At 44.5% G+C, this 19,167-nt stretch carries 16 protein-coding genes, 6 tRNA genes and 3 rRNA genes; 15 read left to right on the top strand and 10 right to left on the bottom strand.

Translation table 11 applies throughout. From position 1 onward, the window contains the following. The first annotated feature begins 109 nt into the window (after positions 1–109). The 12 genes from F894_RS12490 to rrf all read left to right on the top strand — a co-directional run bounded on the left by F894_RS12490 (position 110) and on the right by rrf (position 10,011). A complete protein-coding gene (locus tag F894_RS12490) occupies positions 110–463 on the top strand; it encodes a hypothetical protein (RefSeq protein ID WP_005248021.1) in 354 nt (117 codons plus the stop codon). A 159-nt stretch (positions 464–622) separates the two neighbouring features. Continuing rightward, positions 623–1,843 carry a bifunctional glutamate N-acetyltransferase/amino-acid acetyltransferase ArgJ gene (gene argJ / locus F894_RS12485; protein ID WP_005248020.1) on the top strand — a complete coding sequence of 407 codons (1,221 nt, stop codon included), beginning with the start codon at positions 623–625 and terminating at the stop codon, positions 1,841–1,843. 153 nt (positions 1,844–1,996) lie between these two features. Beyond that, positions 1,997–3,064: a quinolinate synthase NadA gene (gene nadA, locus F894_RS12480; RefSeq protein WP_005248018.1), complete on the top strand. Its 1,068-nt coding sequence runs from the start codon at positions 1,997–1,999 to the stop codon at positions 3,062–3,064. A gap of 151 nt (positions 3,065–3,215) precedes the next feature. After that, positions 3,216–3,292, top strand: a tRNA-Pro gene (locus F894_RS12475). Positions 3,293–3,326: 34 nt separating this feature from the next. Beyond that, a tRNA-Arg gene (locus tag F894_RS12470) sits at positions 3,327–3,403 on the top strand. Positions 3,404–3,436: 33 nt separating this feature from the next. Beyond that, positions 3,437–3,512: transfer RNA gene (locus F894_RS12465), tRNA-His, on the top strand. Between the two features lie 17 nt (positions 3,513–3,529). Beyond that, positions 3,530–3,606, top strand: a tRNA-Pro gene (locus tag F894_RS12460). 914 nt (positions 3,607–4,520) lie between these two features. Then, positions 4,521–6,058, top strand: a 16S ribosomal RNA gene (locus F894_RS12455). 60 nt (positions 6,059–6,118) lie between these two features. Continuing rightward, positions 6,119–6,195: transfer RNA gene (locus F894_RS12450), tRNA-Ile, on the top strand. A 48-nt stretch (positions 6,196–6,243) separates the two neighbouring features. After that, positions 6,244–6,319 (top strand) — tRNA-Ala (locus F894_RS12445). Positions 6,320–6,795: 476 nt separating this feature from the next. Continuing rightward, positions 6,796–9,690, top strand: a 23S ribosomal RNA gene (locus tag F894_RS12440). Positions 9,691–9,896: 206 nt separating this feature from the next. Continuing rightward, positions 9,897–10,011 (top strand): 5S ribosomal RNA (rrf, locus tag F894_RS12435). Together the 16S, 23S and 5S rRNA genes with 2 tRNA genes alongside form the textbook arrangement of a ribosomal RNA operon. 245 nt (positions 10,012–10,256) lie before the next feature. On the opposite strand, the gene F894_RS12430 is transcribed toward rrf, so the two are convergent. From F894_RS12430 to rplM, 5 genes are all read right to left on the bottom strand, one after another. After that, a complete protein-coding gene (locus F894_RS12430; RefSeq protein WP_005248016.1) occupies positions 10,257–10,904 on the bottom strand; it encodes a hypothetical protein in 648 nt (215 codons plus the stop codon). Positions 10,905–10,922: 18 nt separating this feature from the next. Continuing rightward, positions 10,923–11,351 (bottom strand): ClpXP protease specificity-enhancing factor, encoded by a 429-nt coding sequence (locus F894_RS12425; protein WP_005248014.1) that lies wholly within the window; start codon positions 11,349–11,351, stop codon positions 10,923–10,925. Positions 11,352–11,360: 9 nt separating this feature from the next. Next, positions 11,361–12,014 (bottom strand): glutathione S-transferase N-terminal domain-containing protein, encoded by a 654-nt coding sequence (locus F894_RS12420; protein ID WP_005248012.1) that lies wholly within the window; start codon positions 12,012–12,014, stop codon positions 11,361–11,363. Positions 12,015–12,345: 331 nt separating this feature from the next. Continuing rightward, positions 12,346–12,732 (bottom strand): 30S ribosomal protein S9, encoded by a 387-nt coding sequence (rpsI, locus tag F894_RS12415; protein ID WP_004281681.1) that lies wholly within the window; start codon positions 12,730–12,732, stop codon positions 12,346–12,348. 13 nt (positions 12,733–12,745) lie between these two features. Next, positions 12,746–13,174 carry a 50S ribosomal protein L13 gene (rplM, locus tag F894_RS12410; protein WP_004281682.1) on the bottom strand — a complete coding sequence of 143 codons (429 nt, stop codon included), beginning with the start codon at positions 13,172–13,174 and terminating at the stop codon, positions 12,746–12,748. A gap of 305 nt (positions 13,175–13,479) precedes the next feature. Here rplM and pdxA point away from each other — a divergent pair, with 305 nt between their 5' ends. The 3 genes from pdxA to F894_RS12395 are packed head-to-tail and all read left to right on the top strand — an operon-like array spanning position 13,480 to position 16,146. Next, positions 13,480–14,448 carry a 4-hydroxythreonine-4-phosphate dehydrogenase PdxA gene (pdxA, locus tag F894_RS12405; RefSeq protein WP_005248009.1) on the top strand — a complete coding sequence of 323 codons (969 nt, stop codon included), beginning with the start codon at positions 13,480–13,482 and terminating at the stop codon, positions 14,446–14,448. Between the two features lie 33 nt (positions 14,449–14,481). Then, positions 14,482–15,294: a 16S rRNA (adenine(1518)-N(6)/adenine(1519)-N(6))-dimethyltransferase RsmA gene (gene rsmA, locus F894_RS12400; protein ID WP_005248007.1), complete on the top strand. Its 813-nt coding sequence runs from the start codon at positions 14,482–14,484 to the stop codon at positions 15,292–15,294. A 6-nt stretch (positions 15,295–15,300) separates the two neighbouring features. After that, positions 15,301–16,146 carry a symmetrical bis(5'-nucleosyl)-tetraphosphatase gene (locus F894_RS12395; RefSeq protein ID WP_005248006.1) on the top strand — a complete coding sequence of 282 codons (846 nt, stop codon included), beginning with the start codon at positions 15,301–15,303 and terminating at the stop codon, positions 16,144–16,146. 52 nt (positions 16,147–16,198) lie between these two features. On the opposite strand, the gene F894_RS12390 is transcribed toward F894_RS12395, so the two are convergent. From F894_RS12390 to F894_RS12370, 5 genes are all read right to left on the bottom strand, one after another. Continuing rightward, the gene (locus F894_RS12390) at positions 16,199–16,645 is read right to left on the bottom strand and encodes a DUF2147 domain-containing protein (protein ID WP_004281686.1); all 447 of its coding nucleotides are present in this window, start codon (positions 16,643–16,645) and stop codon (positions 16,199–16,201) included. Positions 16,646–16,792: 147 nt separating this feature from the next. Beyond that, the gene (locus tag F894_RS12385; RefSeq protein WP_004645963.1) at positions 16,793–17,242 is read right to left on the bottom strand and encodes a DUF2147 domain-containing protein; all 450 of its coding nucleotides are present in this window, start codon (positions 17,240–17,242) and stop codon (positions 16,793–16,795) included. Between the two features lie 60 nt (positions 17,243–17,302). After that, positions 17,303–17,752, bottom strand: a complete 450-nt coding sequence (locus F894_RS12380; protein ID WP_005248004.1) for a DUF2147 domain-containing protein — start codon at positions 17,750–17,752, stop codon at positions 17,303–17,305. 204 nt (positions 17,753–17,956) lie between these two features. Further along, positions 17,957–18,403, bottom strand: a complete 447-nt coding sequence (locus tag F894_RS12375; RefSeq protein WP_005106118.1) for a DUF2147 domain-containing protein — start codon at positions 18,401–18,403, stop codon at positions 17,957–17,959. Between the two features lie 86 nt (positions 18,404–18,489). Further along, positions 18,490–19,164, bottom strand: coding sequence for an LrgB family protein (locus F894_RS12370; RefSeq protein ID WP_004281690.1), 675 nt, complete (start codon positions 19,162–19,164; stop codon positions 18,490–18,492). Positions 19,165–19,167 lie beyond the last annotated feature (3 nt).

The raw sequence follows: 19,167 nt of genomic DNA, 5'->3' as shown, positions 1-19,167 counted from the left end.
CTGATTTTTTTATGTATGAAGATTTTTCAGAAATTGAATACTGTTTGCAGTCTTAGGAATTAAATGCTATTTAATGGCTCATTCAACACCTCAAAGTGGAATAACCTGAATGAAAAAAGTATTAAAAACGCTCATAATTGCCGCTTTGGCAATACCTGCCTTAAGTTTTGCCCAAACTGCAGCGACCACAACAATTGATAAAGTTCAGCAAGCGGTGGGTACGACTACTGCTCAAGTACAACGTACCGATGCACAAGTAACTGTGGCAAGCCCACGTACCGGCATCCGTTATACCTTTGCCAACCAGAACCGTCCGATTGTGTTGCAGACCGCTGCGATTGCAGCTGCCAATGCAGCAAATGTAGACCGTATTGTTGCTACAAATCCGGCACTTTCTACTGCAAGTCAACAACAAGCGAAACAGGCTTTACTAAGCGAATCTGGACAACTTGCACAAAATTAAAAATATCTTAATTTTAAAAACGTAGAAACCAGTCTTGATGACTGGTTTTTTATTGTGAAAATCCATAACAAATCTCAGGCTGGCTCAGGCTTTGGCTCGATTTTTTGTTGCAGATCAACTAAGCTGTATTTTTCTAAAACTTCAATATTGGACTTTAAAATGGCAGTTGGTGACGTATCTATGCCACAGATGCATGTGGTGAAAGGGGTTAAAATTGGTTCGGCTGAAGCCTATGTGCGCTATCAGAACCGACGTGACCTGGTGATATTTGAACTGGCTGCAGGCTCCAATGTTGCTGGGGTGTTTACCCAGAATGCCTTTTGTGCAGCACCTGTGCATGTATCCAAAGCACATTTGCAAGCGGGAAATCCACGTTACCTGGTAATCAATACCGGCAATGCCAATGCAGGAACAGGTCCTATAGGCATGGCAAATGCAGAAGCCACTTGTGCCAAGTTAGCTGAACTTGCAGGCGTACAGGCTGCTGAAGTGTTGCCATTCTCGACTGGTGTGATTGGTGAGCAGCTTCCAATGGAGCGTTTGCTTACAGGTTTACAGCCTGCGCTGGATTCATTGCGTGATGATGCCTGGGGCGATGCAGCGACTGGAATCATGACCACAGATACCACTCCGAAAGGAGCGTCAGAACAGTTCGAGCTGGATGGTGTGACTTATACCATGACCGGTATTTCCAAAGGTGCAGGCATGATTCGCCCGAATATGGCGACCATGCTGGGCTATGTTGCGACGGATGCACCGATCAGCCGTGAACTGGTTCAACAGTTATTAACTGAAACAGTCAATGTATCGTTTAACCGTATTACAATTGATGGCGATACCTCAACTAATGACTCGTGTATTTTTATTGCCACAGGTCAGGCCGGTGGTGCTGAGATCACTTCAACTGAAGATCCGCGTTATGCAGTGGTGCTAGACGTATTGACACGTACCATGAAACGCCTTGCGCAACTGATTGTACGTGATGGTGAAGGTGCGACTAAGTTCATTACCGTGACTGTAGAAGGTGGTGGCAATACTCAAGAGTGCTGCGATATTGCCTATAGCATTGCGCATTCACCGTTGGTCAAAACCGCGATTTTTGCTTCTGACCCAAACTGGGGACGTATTCTGGCAGCGATTGGTTATGCCGGTGTGCCAAATTTAGACGTTGCAAAAATTCAGGTTTGGTTAGATGATGTACAAATCTGCAAAGATGGTGGTGCGGCAGCAGACTATACTGAAGCAGCCGGTGCACGTGTGATGGCCCAGGCTGAAATGACGATTCGTGTTGATCTTGGACGAGGTCAGGCAAAAGATACGGTTTATACCTGTGACCTGTCGTATGACTACGTAAAAATCAATGCAGATTATCGCTCATAATTCAGATTGTTTATAAAGCCTCCGTTGTGGGGCTTTTTTTATACTTAATGATTTTTAATGACTGGTCAAAAATAGCATTTCGCCAGAGATGACCGGGATGTAGGGTGAAAGGTTCATTGAATAGTGAACCATGAGGGTAGAGTAAGAGTTGTTATGAATGATGCGACCAAATTAATAGCCAATGAAGCTAAATCGATTGTGCAGGCGCATTTAGATCGTTTAGGTGTTCCACAAGAACATCAAATGAGCCAGCAGGAAAAATTGGACAAATTTGCACAGATCAAGGCAGAGCTGGAAAAACAGGATGCTGTTTTGGTGGCGCATTATTATTGTGATCCTGAAGTGCAAGAACTGGCTGAACTGACCGGTGGCTGTGTTTCCGATTCACTGGAAATGGCGCGTTTTGGTCGCGATCATTCGGCTTCAACGCTTGTGGTGGCTGGTGTGAAATTTATGGGCGAAACCTCTAAAATTCTTTCACCCCATAAAACCGTGCTGATGCCTACCCTGGAAGCGACCTGTTCACTGGACTTGGGTTGTCCTGTCGATGAATTTACCGCTTTTTGCGATGCGCACCCGGATCATACCGTGGTGGTTTATGCTAACACGTCAGCGGCCGTGAAAGCCCGGGCCGATTGGGTCGTCACTTCAAGCTGTGCAGTGGAAATTATCGAACATCTGGACAGTCTGGGCGAAAAAATCATCTGGGCACCCGATCAGCATCTGGGTCGTTATATCCAGAAAAAAACCGGTGCAGAGATGTTGCTCTGGGATGGCGCCTGTATCGTGCATGAAGAATTCCGTTCACGCGGTATTGCCAATATGAAAGCACTCTATCCAGATGCGGCGGTTCTGGTACATCCTGAATCACCGATGTCTGTAGTCGAGATTGCTGATGCCGTGGGTAGCACTTCGCAACTGATTAAAGCAGCGCAGACTTTGCCACATCAACGTTTAATCGTAGCTACTGATCGCGGTATTTTTTATAAAATGCAGCAGGCAGTGCCGGATAAAATTCTGATTGAAGCACCAACCGCAGGAGAGGGGGCAACTTGTCGTTCTTGTGCGCATTGTCCTTGGATGGCCATGAACGAGCTGGATGGTATCTTGCATGTGTTACAGCATAAAGATCAGGAAGTGCATGTCGATCCGGTACTTGCTGAACGAGCTAAACTGCCTCTAGATCGCATGCTGAACTTTAGTGCCGGACTAAAACGTTAAAATTTGTATAAAAAATGTCTGAAGCGATTGATAAATAAACGCTTGAAGCGTTTTTTCGGTTTTTTTTAAATATAGGTGTTGACGTCTCCGGGCGTCGCGCCTAGAATGCACACCGTACCGAACGATGTTCGATACGAAAGCTGAGATGAATCGGAGCATAGCACAGCCTGGTAGTGCACCTGGTTTGGGACCAGGGGGTCGTAGGTTCGAATCCTACTGCTCCGACCAATTCTTCAAGGCAAATGATGTTTGCATCAGTAACGCGCTTGTAGCTCAGTTGGATAGAGCATCCGCCTTCTAAGCGGATGGTCACAGGTTCGAATCCTGTCAGGCGCGCCATTTGGTCGCTTGATGTTAAGAATCAAAATGATGGTGGATGTAGCTCAGTTGGTAGAGCCCTGGATTGTGATTCCAGTTGTCGCGGGTTCGAATCCCGTCATTCACCCCAACTTTTAAAGTTGAAATCGGAGCATAGCACAGCCTGGTAGTGCACCTGGTTTGGGACCAGGGGGTCGTAGGTTCGAATCCTACTGCTCCGACCATCTCCTTCAAGATGGTCGAGATAAAAGATACCGCGTTAAGCGGTTTTTTTTATGCCTGGAATTCAATGTGAATAAAAAATATACAATTGTTGTCGGTGGCTATCATGATGAATGCTCGAACCCCTATTAAATTATTTTTCATCTAATAAAACTGTGCATTGAAGATTGCTTTCTTCTCGCATTGCTTCACTTTTAATTTTAATCATTCAACAATTCAACCAGAGTTTATCTATAGAGTGATTATCTTGTTGAATGGAATTTTAATGGATGGAGGAGGATTATATTTTTAAAATGGGTAAGGGATTCCATAGTAAATCTATTTTATTAACTCATCTGTTGTGTTTGATCTGAAATAAAGACAATAAAAAATTTTTAGATAGATATAGCAATTAAATTAATTAGAAATATCCTTTGATAAGTAAATAAACTACTTTAAAACATCAGTAATTGAATAAATTTTGAGTGAAAAATAGAAAAACCTATAATTTTTGTAGAATAAATAAACAGTCGTGATATTTTTGCTGAATTATTTAAGAAGAGGGGTTGTATTGGGTCGGGAATGCTGTAGAATGCACATCCATCGGCGGTGATGAAGATTAAAACTTCTTATAAAACAGTGACTTAGTTAAGTTTGATTAAGTTCGGTTTTAGAAAGAAATTTTAAAAATAGTTTTCATTGCTAGTTGACACTAAGAATATCTAGTGTAATATAGCCGACCTAGCTTGCTGATGACGAATCAGCAAGAAGATCATTAAGAGATTATGAAGAACAACTTGTGTGGATTTTTACTGGTTGATTGATCGAAATTATTTTCATTGATTGATGGTAGAAATTACTCGAAGTTTATTTGAGAAATATTTGTCAGAAAATTGATGAGCCAAGATTGGCACCCTTTAAGGTGCTACATAGTATTAAACTGAAGAGTTTGATCATGGCTCAGATTGAACGCTGGCGGCAGGCTTAACACATGCAAGTCGAGCGGGGAAAGGTAGCTTGCTACCTGACCTAGCGGCGGACGGGTGAGTAATGCTTAGGAATCTGCCTATTAGTGGGGGACAACATCTCGAAAGGGATGCTAATACCGCATACGTCCTACGGGAGAAAGCAGGGGACCTTCGGGCCTTGCGCTAATAGATGAGCCTAAGTCGGATTAGCTAGTTGGTGGGGTAAAGGCCTACCAAGGCGACGATCTGTAGCGGGTCTGAGAGGATGATCCGCCACACTGGGACTGAGACACGGCCCAGACTCCTACGGGAGGCAGCAGTGGGGAATATTGGACAATGGGGGGAACCCTGATCCAGCCATGCCGCGTGTGTGAAGAAGGCCTTTTGGTTGTAAAGCACTTTAAGCGAGGAGGAGGCTACCGAGATTAATACTCTTGGATAGTGGACGTTACTCGCAGAATAAGCACCGGCTAACTCTGTGCCAGCAGCCGCGGTAATACAGAGGGTGCAAGCGTTAATCGGATTTACTGGGCGTAAAGCGCGCGTAGGTGGCCAATTAAGTCAAATGTGAAATCCCCGAGCTTAACTTGGGAATTGCATTCGATACTGGTTGGCTAGAGTATGGGAGAGGATGGTAGAATTCCAGGTGTAGCGGTGAAATGCGTAGAGATCTGGAGGAATACCGATGGCGAAGGCAGCCATCTGGCCTAATACTGACACTGAGGTGCGAAAGCATGGGGAGCAAACAGGATTAGATACCCTGGTAGTCCATGCCGTAAACGATGTCTACTAGCCGTTGGGGCCTTTGAGGCTTTAGTGGCGCAGCTAACGCGATAAGTAGACCGCCTGGGGAGTACGGTCGCAAGACTAAAACTCAAATGAATTGACGGGGGCCCGCACAAGCGGTGGAGCATGTGGTTTAATTCGATGCAACGCGAAGAACCTTACCTGGTCTTGACATAGTAAGAACTTTCCAGAGATGGATTGGTGCCTTCGGGAACTTACATACAGGTGCTGCATGGCTGTCGTCAGCTCGTGTCGTGAGATGTTGGGTTAAGTCCCGCAACGAGCGCAACCCTTTTCCTTATTTGCCAGCGGGTTAAGCCGGGAACTTTAAGGATACTGCCAGTGACAAACTGGAGGAAGGCGGGGACGACGTCAAGTCATCATGGCCCTTACGACCAGGGCTACACACGTGCTACAATGGTCGGTACAAAGGGTTGCTACCTCGCGAGAGGATGCTAATCTCAAAAAGCCGATCGTAGTCCGGATTGGAGTCTGCAACTCGACTCCATGAAGTCGGAATCGCTAGTAATCGCGGATCAGAATGCCGCGGTGAATACGTTCCCGGGCCTTGTACACACCGCCCGTCACACCATGGGAGTTTGTTGCACCAGAAGTAGGTAGTCTAACCTTAGGGGGGACGCTTACCACGGTGTGGCAGATGACTGGGGTGAAGTCGTAACAAGGTAGCCGTAGGGGAACCTGCGGCTGGATCACCTCCTTAACGAAAGATTGACGATTGGTAAGGATCCACAACAAGTTGTTCTTCATACGATGTATCTGAGGGTCTGTAGCTCAGTTGGTTAGAGCACACGCTTGATAAGCGTGGGGTCACAAGTTCAAGTCTTGTCAGACCCACCACTACTGACGAAGTACGGAAAATCAGAAACATTGACTTATTGATAAGCTGGGGACTTAGCTTAGTTGGTAGAGCGCCTGCTTTGCACGCAGGAGGTCAGGAGTTCGACTCTCCTAGTCTCCACCAAATTTCAAGATCATAAAAGCACTGCTTTTACTTGAAATTTAAGCAAGAAGCTACGCTTCGCGCAGTATGTAATCATACAGTGATGAAGTTGTTTAGTTCCTAAGCGATCAAGTATTTAGATCCTAGAGATTAACAAGTACAAGCGTTATGATACGCGGACTTGATAATCTCTGTGATTTATCACAGTTTCCTGACCTGACGAAGGCTGGAAAAATCATTAACAGAATATATTTGAGTTGAAATAATTTGTTCAAACTCGTTTTTAAGATCAACACTAACAGTGATTTATTACTGTGATGTGAAGATTAAGGAAATGAGTTCTAGCGAAATTAACTGAATCAAGCGTTTTGGTATATGAATCTAATTGAAGCTGTACAGTAGTTAAATCTACGAAACGCCAACTGTATGAGTAAGTCGCAAGACGAACTCTGTTGCTTATCCTACTTGTAAGGATAAACGACTGTTTGGGGTTGTATAGTCAAGTAATTAAGTGCATGTGGTGGATGCCTTGGCAGTCAGAGGCGAAGAAAGACGTGATAGCCTGCGAAAAGCTCCGGGGAGGCGGCAAATATCCTGTGATCCGGAGATGTCTGAATGGGGAAACCCACTTACCATAAGGTAGGTATTGCAACATGAATACATAGTGTTGCAAGGCGAACGAGGGGAAGTGAAACATCTCAGTACCCTTAGGAAAAGAAATCAATTGAGATTCCCTCAGTAGCGGCGAGCGAAAGGGGAAGAGCCCATTAAGTCATATAAGTTCTAGTGGAACGCTCTGGGAAGTGCGACCGTAGACGGTGATAGTCCTGTACACGAAAGGGCTTATATGATGATGTCGAGTAGGGCGAGGCACGTGAAACCTTGTCTGAATATGGGGGGACCATCCTCCAAGGCTAAATACTCCTGACTGACCGATAGTGAACCAGTACCGTGAGGGAAAGGCGAAAAGAACCCCTGTGAGGGGAGTGAAATAGATCCTGAAACCGCATGCATACAAGCAGTGGGAGCCGGCTTAGTCCGGTGACTGCGTACCTTTTGTATAATGGGTCAGCGACTTATATTCAGTAGCGAGGTTAACCGCATAGGGGAGCCGTAGGGAAACCGAGTCTTAATAGGGCGTTTAGTTGCTGGGTATAGACCCGAAACCAGGTGATCTATCCATGAGCAGGTTGAAGGTTGGGTAACACTAACTGGAGGACCGAACCCACTGTCGTTGAAAAGCCAGGGGATGACTTGTGGATAGGGGTGAAAGGCTAATCAAACTTGGTGATAGCTGGTTCTCCCCGAAAGCTATTTAGGTAGCGCCTCGGACGAATACCATTGGGGGTAGAGCACTGTTTCGGCTAGGGGGTCATCCCGACTTACCAAACCGATGCAAACTCCGAATACCAATGAGTACTATCCGGGAGACAGACTGCGGGTGCTAACGTCCGTAGTCAAGAGGAAAACAATCCAGACCGCCAGCTAAGGCCCCAAAATTATAGTTAAGTGGGAAACGATGTGGGAAGGCATAGACAGCTAGGAGGTTGGCTTAGAAGCAGCCACCCTTTAAAGAAAGCGTAATAGCTCACTAGTCGAGTCGGCCTGCGCGGAAGATGTAACGGGGCTAAAACTATATGCCGAAGCTGCGGATGCATAATTTATTATGCGTGGTAGGGGAGCGTTCTGTAAGCCGATGAAGGTGGATTGAGAAGTCTGCTGGAGGTATCAGAAGTGCGAATGCTGACGTGAGTAACGACAATGCGAGTGAAAAACTCGCACGCTGAAAGACCAAGGGTTCCAGTCCAACGTTAATCGGGGCTGGGTGAGTCGACCCCTAAGGCGAGGCCGAGAGGCGTAGTCGATGGGAAATTGGTTAATATTCCAATACTTCTGTGTAATGCGATGAGAGGACGGAGAAGGTTAAGTCAGCCTGGCGTTGGTTGTCCAGGTGGAAGGTTGTAGGCATGTATCTTAGGCAAATCCGGGGTACTCTATGCTGAGAACTGATAGCAAGCTGTACTTGTACAGTGAAGTGGCTGATACCATGCTTCCAGGAAAAGTCTCTAAGCTTCAGTTACACAGGAATCGTACCCGAAACCGACACAGGTGGTCAGGTCGAGTAGACCAAAGCGCTTGAGAGAACTCTGCTGAAGGAACTAGGCAAAATGGTACCGTAACTTCGGGAGAAGGTACGCTGTTGTCTGTGATAGGACTTGCTCCTTGAGCGGCCGACAGCCTCAGAAACCAGGCCCCTGCAACTGTTTATTAAAAACATAGCACTCTGCAAACACGAAAGTGGACGTATAGGGTGTGATGCCTGCCCGGTGCTGGAAGGTTAATTGATGGGGTTAGCGTAAGCGAAGCTCTTGATCGAAGCCCCAGTAAACGGCGGCCGTAACTATAACGGTCCTAAGGTAGCGAAATTCCTTGTCGGGTAAGTTCCGACCTGCACGAATGGCATAATGATGGGGGCGCTGTCTCCAGCAGAGACTCAGTGAAATCGAATTCGCCGTGAAGATGCGGTGTACCCGCGGCTAGACGGAAAGACCCCGTGAACCTTTACTGCAGCTTGACATTGAACTTTGATCTTACTTGTGTAGGATAGGTGGGAGGCTTTGAAGTCGCGACGCTAGTTGCGATGGAGCCGTCCTTGAAATACCACCCTGGTAATATTGAGGTTCTAACTCTGTCCCGTTATCCGGGACGAGGACCATGTCTGGTGGGTAGTTTGACTGGGGCGGTCTCCTCCTAAAGAGTAACGGAGGAGTACGAAGGTGCGCTCAGCGTGGTCGGAAATCACGCGTAGAGTATAAAGGCAAAAGCGCGCTTAACTGCGAGACCCACAAGTCGAGCAGGTACGAAAGTAGGTCTTAGTGATCCGGTGGTTCTGTATGGAAGGGCCATCGCTCAACGGATAAAAGGTACTCTGGGGATAACAGGCTGATACCGCCCAAGAGTTCATATCGACGGCGGTGTTTGGCACCTCGATGTCGGCTCATCTCATCCTGGGGCTGAAGCAGGTCCCAAGGGTATGGCTGTTCGCCATTTAAAGAGGTACGCGAGCTGGGTTTAGAACGTCGTGAGACAGTTCGGTCCCTATCTACCGTGGGCGTTGGAAATTTGAGAGGATCTGCTCCTAGTACGAGAGGACCAGAGTGGACGAACCTCTGGTGTACCGGTTGTCACGCCAGTGGCATCGCCGGGTAGCTATGTTCGGAAGGGATAACCGCTGAAAGCATCTAAGCGGGAAGCCTACCTCAAGATAAGATTTCCCCGAGACTTTATGTCTCCTAAAGAGCCGTTGAAGACTACGACGTTGATAGGTTGGATGTGGAAGCATAGTGATATGTGAAGCTGACCAATACTAATTGCTCGTGAGGCTTGACTATACAACACCCAAACAGTTGTTGTACGAAGCTCGATTGATTCGATATTAAGCAAAACAGCTTGATTTAGTTACGCTGAACGAACAAACTACTGCAACTCAGATATACCTGTTAATGAACGATGTTCAAAGCACTGCTTTGAACAGAGTGCAAGATTTGAAGAAAGCTAAGGCAACCATAAGACCTCAGTAAGTAATCATACCAGTTGTGCTGGCGACCATAGCAAGAGTGAACCACCTGATCCCTTCCCGAACTCAGAAGTGAAACCTCTTAGCGCTGATGGTAGTGTGGGGTTACCCATGTGAGAGTAAGTCATCGCCAGCTCATTATTCCAAAATCCCCCTCCGCATTAGCAGAGGGGGATTTTTTTAGGCCCGGGAATTTAGATAAGATATTTAACATATCTATCTCAAAGCTGATCAGATTCTTCTGAGGCAGATGATTTCTGTCAATTTGTTTGACCTAGTAGGATCTCTGTAAGGCTGGCTCTAAAAGAGTTTATAAGCTGATCTTGTAAATTTTGGCACATAAAAAACCAGCGAATCGCTGGTTTTTTATTGCAGATCATTTTAGCCAAACACACGCATTACGGCTGCGATTAATACCCAAAGAATGGCAATCGCTACGATAGGTTCAACAATCTTTGCCCATGTTGGGGTGTCTACAACAATGACTTCTTCGATATCTTGATGCTGCTGATTCTGGCTTACCATTTGATTAAACTCCTTCATTGATGCTTCTAATGATAGCTCTTCTTGCACAATTGGTTTAGAGCCTTTGAGTTCTGTTAGCTTGTTTGTTGTCCAAACCCAATCATCTGCTTGACCAGATAAATGTTCAATTTGCCCGGTTAGTAATTCCTGAATGCTATGGATATTATGGTTGCCGGTATCATGCAGTTGTTTTAATTCAATAAGCTGTAAATGAAAAATTTCTGAAGTACTGTGCTCAAGCTGAGCTCGATCCAAAGTAGATTGATTTTCCGGACTGGTAGCGAGGTGACGCACGATTTCCAAGATATATAATTCATCAGGATGATTGATTTCATTATAAATTTTTTGTGGATTATGACGCCATTCAGTAATAAGTTTACCTAAAGTTAAGGCAGTGATTTCTGATATATATTTTCGTCTTTCTTCTTTTGTATATTCTTTTAGAAGCTCAGGCTTTTGAGTCTCTATCTGTTCAACAAAATATTGTACTAAATCAAAAGCCATTCACTTGCTCCATTATTTTTAATCTAATAGTCTTAAAGTCGGTTTTTTCTTTGGTTGTTCAGTTTGTTCTTCAGTGCTTGATTTTAAAGCATCTTCATCATTTTGTGTATGCTCATATTCACCTGGATCAAAGAATAAACCTTGACTATTTTCACGTGCATAAATGCCGAGTACTGCTGCCATAGGCACATAAATATCACGAGAAACGCCACCAAAGCGAGCCGAGAAGCTAATGGCATCATTGCTCATATGCAGCGCATGCACGGCATGTGGCACAATATTCAGAACAATCTGTCCATCTTTAATAAACTGCTCAGGAACCATGGTATTTGGGCGTGTGGCATCCACCAGCAGGTAAGGCGTCATATTGTTATCGCAAACCCACTCATAGATTGCACGTGCCATATAGGGACGGGTAGGGCTAAGGTTGAATTCTTGTTCGGACATGATGTTTCTCTATGGATGTTTGAGTTGCACTGAATAACGGTTCTTTTCCTGCAATGTCATGGATTTTACAAAGGCAGGACGACTAAAAATTCGTTGGCAATATAAATAAAACGGACGGCATTGCTGCTGTGGTAATTCTACGCCCATCTGTTTCAGACGGATAAAAATTGGTGCCAGCATACAATCCAGGATACTAAATTGTTCAGACATAAAATAGGGAAAATGTTGGAATAGTGGCATCAGTGAAATCAGGATATCCTGTAACTGTTTTTGTGCCTGAGCTTTGGCTTTCTTATCCAGCGTATCAGGATGGCGTAACATGATATCAGCCAGCTTCAGCCAGTCATTTTCAAAGCGCCAGATGTATTGTCGTTGCTCTGCCCGGGGCATCGGAGCATCGGCATACAGTTTGTTCTGACGATAACGATCATCTACATATTCAGAGATAATTGAAGTATTAAATAATTTGAGTTCATTTTCGATCAGCATCGGCAATTGATTATAAGGATTGAGACTGGCCAAATCCTCATCATCGGCATCCACCAAAATCAGGTTATATTTAATCTGTTTTTCGGTAAGCACATAGCGAATCCAATGGGAACGAAAGTCATCGGCATGACTATAGAGAGTGATTCCTTGAAGAGGCGCGCTTTCGACTGACATAAATCCTGATGAGCTTCTAATGAATAGACTAGGATACTAAAATTCAACCTAAAAAGCACCAAGCATCAAAGATCAATCGGCTTGAGCCGAGGTAGATTATAAGAAAAACAACTGGAGGAAAATAAGATGCTGATCAAGCTTCCTGTCATTTTGCTGTTTATCTGTATTGGGATCGCAAATTATTATTTGATGAAGTCATTCTGGTGTCATGAAGGGGTGTGGGGTAAGGATGTGCATGAACAATAACAAGGAAAAAGGTCTAAATTACCAATTAACTACCATAAAAAAACCCTGGAAAATCCAGGGTTTTTTGTCCGATTCGGTAAACGAATTAACGTTTAGAGAATTGGGGACGTTTACGAGCTTTACGTAAACCAAGTTTCTTACGTTCAACTTCACGAGCATCACGAGTAACGAAACCAGCTTGACGAAGAGCAGGTTTTAAAGTTTCGTCAGAAGCGATCAATGCACGAGTAATACCGTGACGGATAGCGCCTGCTTGACCACCAATACCACCACCAGCAACAGTGATGTAAAGGTCATATTTGTCAGTAGCTTCAAGAAGCTCAAGTGGTTGGTTAACAACCATACGAGCAGTTTCACGACCGAAATACTGTTCAAGAGTACGGTTGTTAATTACGAGTTTACCAGTACCAGCTGATAGGAAAACACGTGCAGTTGCGGTCTTACGGCGACCTGTACCATAATTAGTAGCCATGTGCTGTTATCCCTTAGATGTCCAAAACTTGTGGCTGTTGAGCAGCGTGTGGATGCTCAGTACCTGCATACACTTTCATTTTCTTGATCATTGCATAACCAAGAGGACCTTTAGGTAACATACCTTTAACAGCTTTTTCTAGAACTGCTTCTGGTTTGTGAGCGATTAACTTTTCAAAGTTAGTCTCACGGATACCACCAGGGAAACCAGTGTGGCGATAGTATTTCTTATCTTGTGACTTTTTACCAGTCACAGTGATTTCTTCAGCATTGATAACAACGATGTAGTCGCCAGTGTCAACGTGAGGAGTATAAGAAGTTTTATGCTTACCGCGTAAACGACGAGCGATTTCAGTCGCAAGGCGACCTAAAGTTTTGCCAGAAGCATCAACAACGTACCAGTCGTGTTGAACTTCAGCTGGCTTAGCGCTGAGAGTTTTCATTAAACCACTACCTATTATAGTTGGTTTGGACTATGGAATCTGTCCAAACTAAAGGAGACGCGATTCTAAACGAATACGTGAAGAATCACAAATGAAAATTAAAATTTCAAGCGCTGTATTTTATCTAATCTCCCTGGTGAAAGAAAGACCTAAGCCTTTATATGCTACAAAAACTGCAACTATATTTGTAACCATAGTTACAATGGTATCAAAATATTGATTTATAAGTACTCTTTGCAATGATTACTACAGCGTAGGCGTGATCGGGTTATAATATTTCTCAGCTTTGCCAAATTGAGAAGATGATGCTGCCTTTATATGTCACCAGTGGGGAACCTGCCGGAATTGGTCCTGATATTTGCCTGAGTCTTGCAGATCGTGTTGATGAGCGCCCAATTGTGGTATTGGCGGATATTCATATGCTCGAGCAACGTGCTCAGATACTCAAATTATCGGTTGAGCTGATTGAATATCAAGGACAGGAGTCATCTTCAGGCATCGGTCAGCTATTTGTAGAGCATGTTCCCGTGCAGCAAGATGTCGTATTGGGTGAGCTGAATCCGAACAATGCGGCTTATGTACTGGAGCAACTGCGTCGATCCGCAGACTATGCCATGTCAGGAAAAAGTGTCGGCGTCGCGACTGCGCCTGTACAAAAGTCCGTGATAAATGAAGCGGGCATTTCTTTTAGTGGTCATACCGAGTATTACCAGGAATTTGCTGGTGTTCCACGTGTAGTCATGATGCTGGCCACCAAAACTTTACGCGTGGCCTTGGCCACTACCCATCTTCCGCTTCGTGCCGTGGCAGATGCGATTACGCCTGAACGCTTGCATCAGGTGATTGATATTCTGATTCACGACCTGAAATCCAAATTCAAGATTGAACAGCCGAATATACTGGTTTGCGGTTTAAATCCGCATGCCGGGGAGGGCGGTTATTTGGGGATGGAAGAAATTGAAGTGATCAATCCGGTACTCGAAAGCTATCGTGCCCAAGGTATCAACATGAGTTTAAGCCTACCTGCTGATACTTTATTTACTCCAGAAAACCTAAAAGATGCTGATGCTGTTCTGGCGATGTATCACGATCAAGGTTTACCTGTGTTAAAATCACAGGGCTTTGGTGAAGCCATTAATATTACCCTCGGCTTACCGTTTATTCGAACTTCTGTTGATCATGGCACAGCACTCTCCCTTGCGGGGACGGGACTTGCGAAAAGTTCCAGCCTGCACGTTGCTGTCGATTTAGCCCTCGATCTGGCGCGCCACTGATTATTGTTCATCACTCACGTTGGAAATGTTTTTATGTATCAAATTAATGCCTTAAACCCAAAAGATGAAGGGCATCAGGCTCGAAAAAGATTTGGTCAAAACTTTTTACATGACCAGCGTGTCATTGCCAAAATTGTACGCTCAGTCAATCCGCGTCCAGGTCAGAACATCCTGGAAATTGGCCCGGGTCTGGCCGCTTTGACTTCACCTTTAATTGGTGAATGTGATGCCTTAACCGTACTTGAGCTGGATCGTGATCTGGCTGCTGGCCTGCCGGGTCGTGTGCCGCATCCGGAACGTTTAACCATTATTGAAGCCGATGCCTTGAGATACGATTATTCTCAGTTGTTCCAGGAAGATCGTCCATTACGTGTGGTCGGTAACTTGCCCTATAATATTTCAACGCCACTGTTATTCCATCTCTTGGAATTTGGTGACAAAGTGCAAGACATGCATTTCATGCTGCAAAAAGAAGTGGTAGACCGCATTACCGCATCACCCAATACCAAAGAATATGGCCGTCTGTCGGTGATGATTCAATATTTCTGTAAACCGACTTTCCTGTTCGAAGTGCCACCTGGATCTTTTAATCCGCCACCAAAAGTGACCTCAGCGGTATTCCGTTTAGAGCCTTATAAAGTTAAACCGATTGTGGCGAAGAATGAAAAAACGCTGACACGACTGGTATCGCATGTATTTACCCAGCGTCGTAAAACTCTGCGTAACAGCTTGAAGGGTATGCTGGTTGAAGAGGGTTTTGAAAAAGCGGGTGTTGATCCGATGGCACGTCCAGAAACACTGACACTTGAACAGTTTGTTGCACTTTCAGATCAAATGGTGGCTTAAATTACGATGAATCGCACTGCTCGATATAATTATGTGATTGGGGATGTTCAAGGCTGTTTTGAGGCTTTGAAAGCTCTACTCAAGGAAATCCAGTTTGATGCAGAACAAGATTTTATCTGGTTTGCTGGAGATTTGGTTGCACGTGGTGAAAACTCAATTGCAGCATTGCGGTTTATCAAAAAGCTGGCTGAGCAAGGTGCGGCTGCGACGGTCTTGGGAAATCATGATTTGACTTTGCTGGCTTATGCCCGCGGCATCAAACCGGTGAAAGAAAAAGACAATGTTCGTGATGTGATTGATGCGATCGACAGTGATGACTTGATTGACTGGCTGCGCAAACAGCCAATGTGTCTATTTCCAAATGAGCAGACCATTTTGACGCATGCTGGAATTCCGAATATCTGGAGTGCCGAAAAAACTGCTCAATTGGCACAAGAAGTCGAAGCGATCATTGCTCATGATGACTTCGAGGTGCTGGATGATTTTCTGAAAGAAATGTTCGGGAAAGAACCCGCACTTTGGTCGGATCAGCTACAAGGCCATGAACGTATTCGCTGTATCGTGAACTACCTCACCCGAATGCGTTTAACTGACGCTGAGGGACGTCTGGAATACAGCTTTAAAGATGCGCTGGATGATCCGATGCCGGAAGGATTTAAACCTTGGTTTGAGTTTGAATCACAGGCCGCACAAACTCATCAGATCCTGTTTGGTCACTGGGCCGCCTTGAACGGTAAAACCATTTCGAACAAGATTCAGAATGTAGATGGCGGTTGTGTCTGGGGTAATCAACTCATGGCATTCCGCCTAGAAGATCAGCAGATGTTTGCAGTGGATAATCCGGTGATGTAAGTAAAGCTATTAAAAAAGCCACGTGATTACGTGGCTTTTTTAGTTTTAAAATTTAGTCTGCTCGAATCCAGGTCTGGTTACGGCCTAGAACTGAAACGCCTATGCTGGCACGTAAGGTTAAACGTTTACCGGTATTGTTTAAACGCATTTTTGCATCATAAATTTTACCTGCCAATGGATCGATAATACGACCTTTATCATAGTTCTTGGTGCCTTCAACCAGTTTTAGGCCTTTTAAAATGGTCATGCCTAAAATAGGCTGATTGGTATAAGGTGCAGGGCAGTTATTGCATTTTTCACGTGGATTATAGTCTGGGCGAGGCGTGATTTTTACAATTTTGCCTGAATAGGTATTATTTGCTTCTTTGCTAATGACGATAATCGCTTTAGCCGCCCCCGTTTTATCATCAATTTGTTGCCAAGTTCCAGTAATATCGTCTGCCCACAAATTCGTCATACATCCTGCTGTAAGCGCGGCAAGTAATATTTTTTTAAACATAGAGAGTCATTCCAAAGAATTTTTATCATCGCCCGCTCATGTTAGAAATCTTACTAAAATAGTCAACACTTATCTGAATACTATAGAGTTGATACACTAAAAAAAGCTGCCAATTTGGCAGCTTTTTTGAATAATGAGAATTAGGTATTAATCTTGGCGAATCCAGGTCTGGCTACGGCCTAAAGCGGACACACCCACATAACCACGCAAGGTTAAACGTTTACCATTGGCATTTAGACGCACTCGAGCGTCATAAACTTTACCTGCCAATGGATCAATCACTTTACCTTTTTCATAATTGTTGGTGCCTTCCACATGTTTTAAACCAGTCAATACATCCATGCCCATGATCGGCTGATTGGTATAAGGCGCGGGACATTTATTGCAGGTCTTTTGTGGAGTATAGCCTGGACGTGGAGTCACTTTGATAATTTTTCCGGCAAAAGTCCCATTATCATTTTGACGAATTTCAATAATCGCTTTTGGTGAGCCGGTTTTATCATCAATTTGCTGCCAGATGCCAGTCAGATCCTGTGCATAAGCAGTCCCAGTCATCAGTGCAGCGATGAACATTAATCCTAATTTAGTTTGTTTCATTATATTTATCCCTTTTTTATAGATGAATAAAATATCCCCAACACAAAAGTGCTGTTTTTATTAATCCTGGCGAATCCAGGTTTGTGTGCGACCAATTGCAGATATCCCGATATATCCACGTAAAGTCAGTCGTTTCCCATTGGCAGAAATCCGGCCTTTTAAATCATAAATTTTGCCGGTGAGTGGATCGAGTACCCGGCCATGTGCATAGTTATTTTTGGTGGTGGGTTTCAGTCCTTTAATAACGTCTAATCCCAAAATCGGTTTATCGGTATAAGGTGATGGACATTTGACACATTTTTCTCGTGGTGTATAACCTGGGCGAGGTGTGACTTTAGTAATCGTTCCGGTATAGGAGCCATCAGCCTGAGTTTTCATTTCAATCAATGCTTTAGGTGAGCCGGTTTTATCATCAATCTGTTGCCAGAGACCAGATAACTCCTGAGCAAAGGCCATAGAGCCTGTGAATAAAGAAGCTGAAAAAACAGTTAAAATTGCGATTTTATACATGCGATATCCTTATCCTTCTTTTTTTATGAACATTCACCTAATTCCATGTGGTGAATGTTGACGCAAACTACGTTAATGCACTTTCATAATCTATATTGCATGAAAAAAGCATATGTTTAATATTCATACAACTTAATGCATTAAAATGCAAGCTTCTATCTACTAAAGCATAACCCCGTCACATTTTATTTAATTAAGCAGGAATTAATCCTGCTTAATCCAGGTTTGACTACGGCCTAGCGCTGAAACGCCGATATAGCCACGTAGGATCAGACGTTTCCCATTGGCACTTAATTTTGCCTTGGTGTTATAAAGATTCCCTGATAATGGATCAAGCAGCTTGCCTTGAGCAAAACTGTTATTGCCGACGTGCTTTAAGCCAGTGAGCACATCCAGACCGAGAATAGGTTTATTGGTATAAGGTGCAGGACAGGACACACAGTTTTCTTTCGGTGTATATCCAGGACGAGGGGTGATTTTTGTGATCTTGGCAGCATAGACGCCTGAAGCCGTTTCACGAATTTCGAGGAATGCTTTAGGTGAACCAGTTTTGTCGTCAATATTTCTCCATGTCCCTGAAAGGTCAGAGGCCAAAGCCAGATGGCTGAAAGAGGCTAAAAGTAAAGTTGAAAAGAATTGAACCTTTTTCATATATCTGTTCCTAGGTGAGATTAGTGTTCTTACTCTATAGTAAGAACGATTACCCTATAAAACAAATGAATAATTTGATTCACTAGTCACATTTTTTGCAAATAAAGTATAAAAGTTGGCAACCAGATCGCGGTAAAGACCGCATTTACCGCCATGCCAAAAGCAGCATAACGACCTGCAACACTGCCGCGCTGCCAGGCCTGAGCTGTGCCGATGGCATGTGCGGCCAGTCCTAAAGCCAATCCGGAGGCACGTTCATCATTAATATGTCTCAGAATAAATGGAGAAAAAGCTGCACCAATCACGCCAGAAAGAATCACGATCAGAATGACCATGCTGATGGGTGCATCCAGCAAGGTGGCAATATTAATCGCAATTGGAGTGGTCACTGCGCGGGTAGCAAACGCCATAATATCTGCAGAGGACATATGCAGCAGATAAGCCAGTCCCATCGGCAAGGCGACAGCACTGATACTGGCAAAAACCAAAATGCCGATAATGGCTTTGAGCGGCAAGTCATCGTAGCGCATCGCGGCCAGAGGGATAGCCAGGGCGACGGTCACATAGCCGAGTAAATGGTTGAAAAGCGGATTAACTTCATCCATGTAATTTTCATAGGGAATGCCCAGCACAAATAAAATCACCAGTACAAAGAACATGCTGAACACGATGACGGGAATTTGCGGTATGAACCGGTTACAGGGTTTGGCAATCAGATAGGCGCTGAGCGTAACCGCAAAGCCATACAAAATAGATAACATGCG

Origin of the sequence: Acinetobacter sp. CIP 51.11 (assembly GCF_000369665.1) — a bacterium.
GTDB lineage: Bacteria > Pseudomonadota > Gammaproteobacteria > Pseudomonadales > Moraxellaceae > Acinetobacter > Acinetobacter lwoffii_S.
This window is presented reverse-complemented; position numbering and strand designations above follow the sequence as displayed.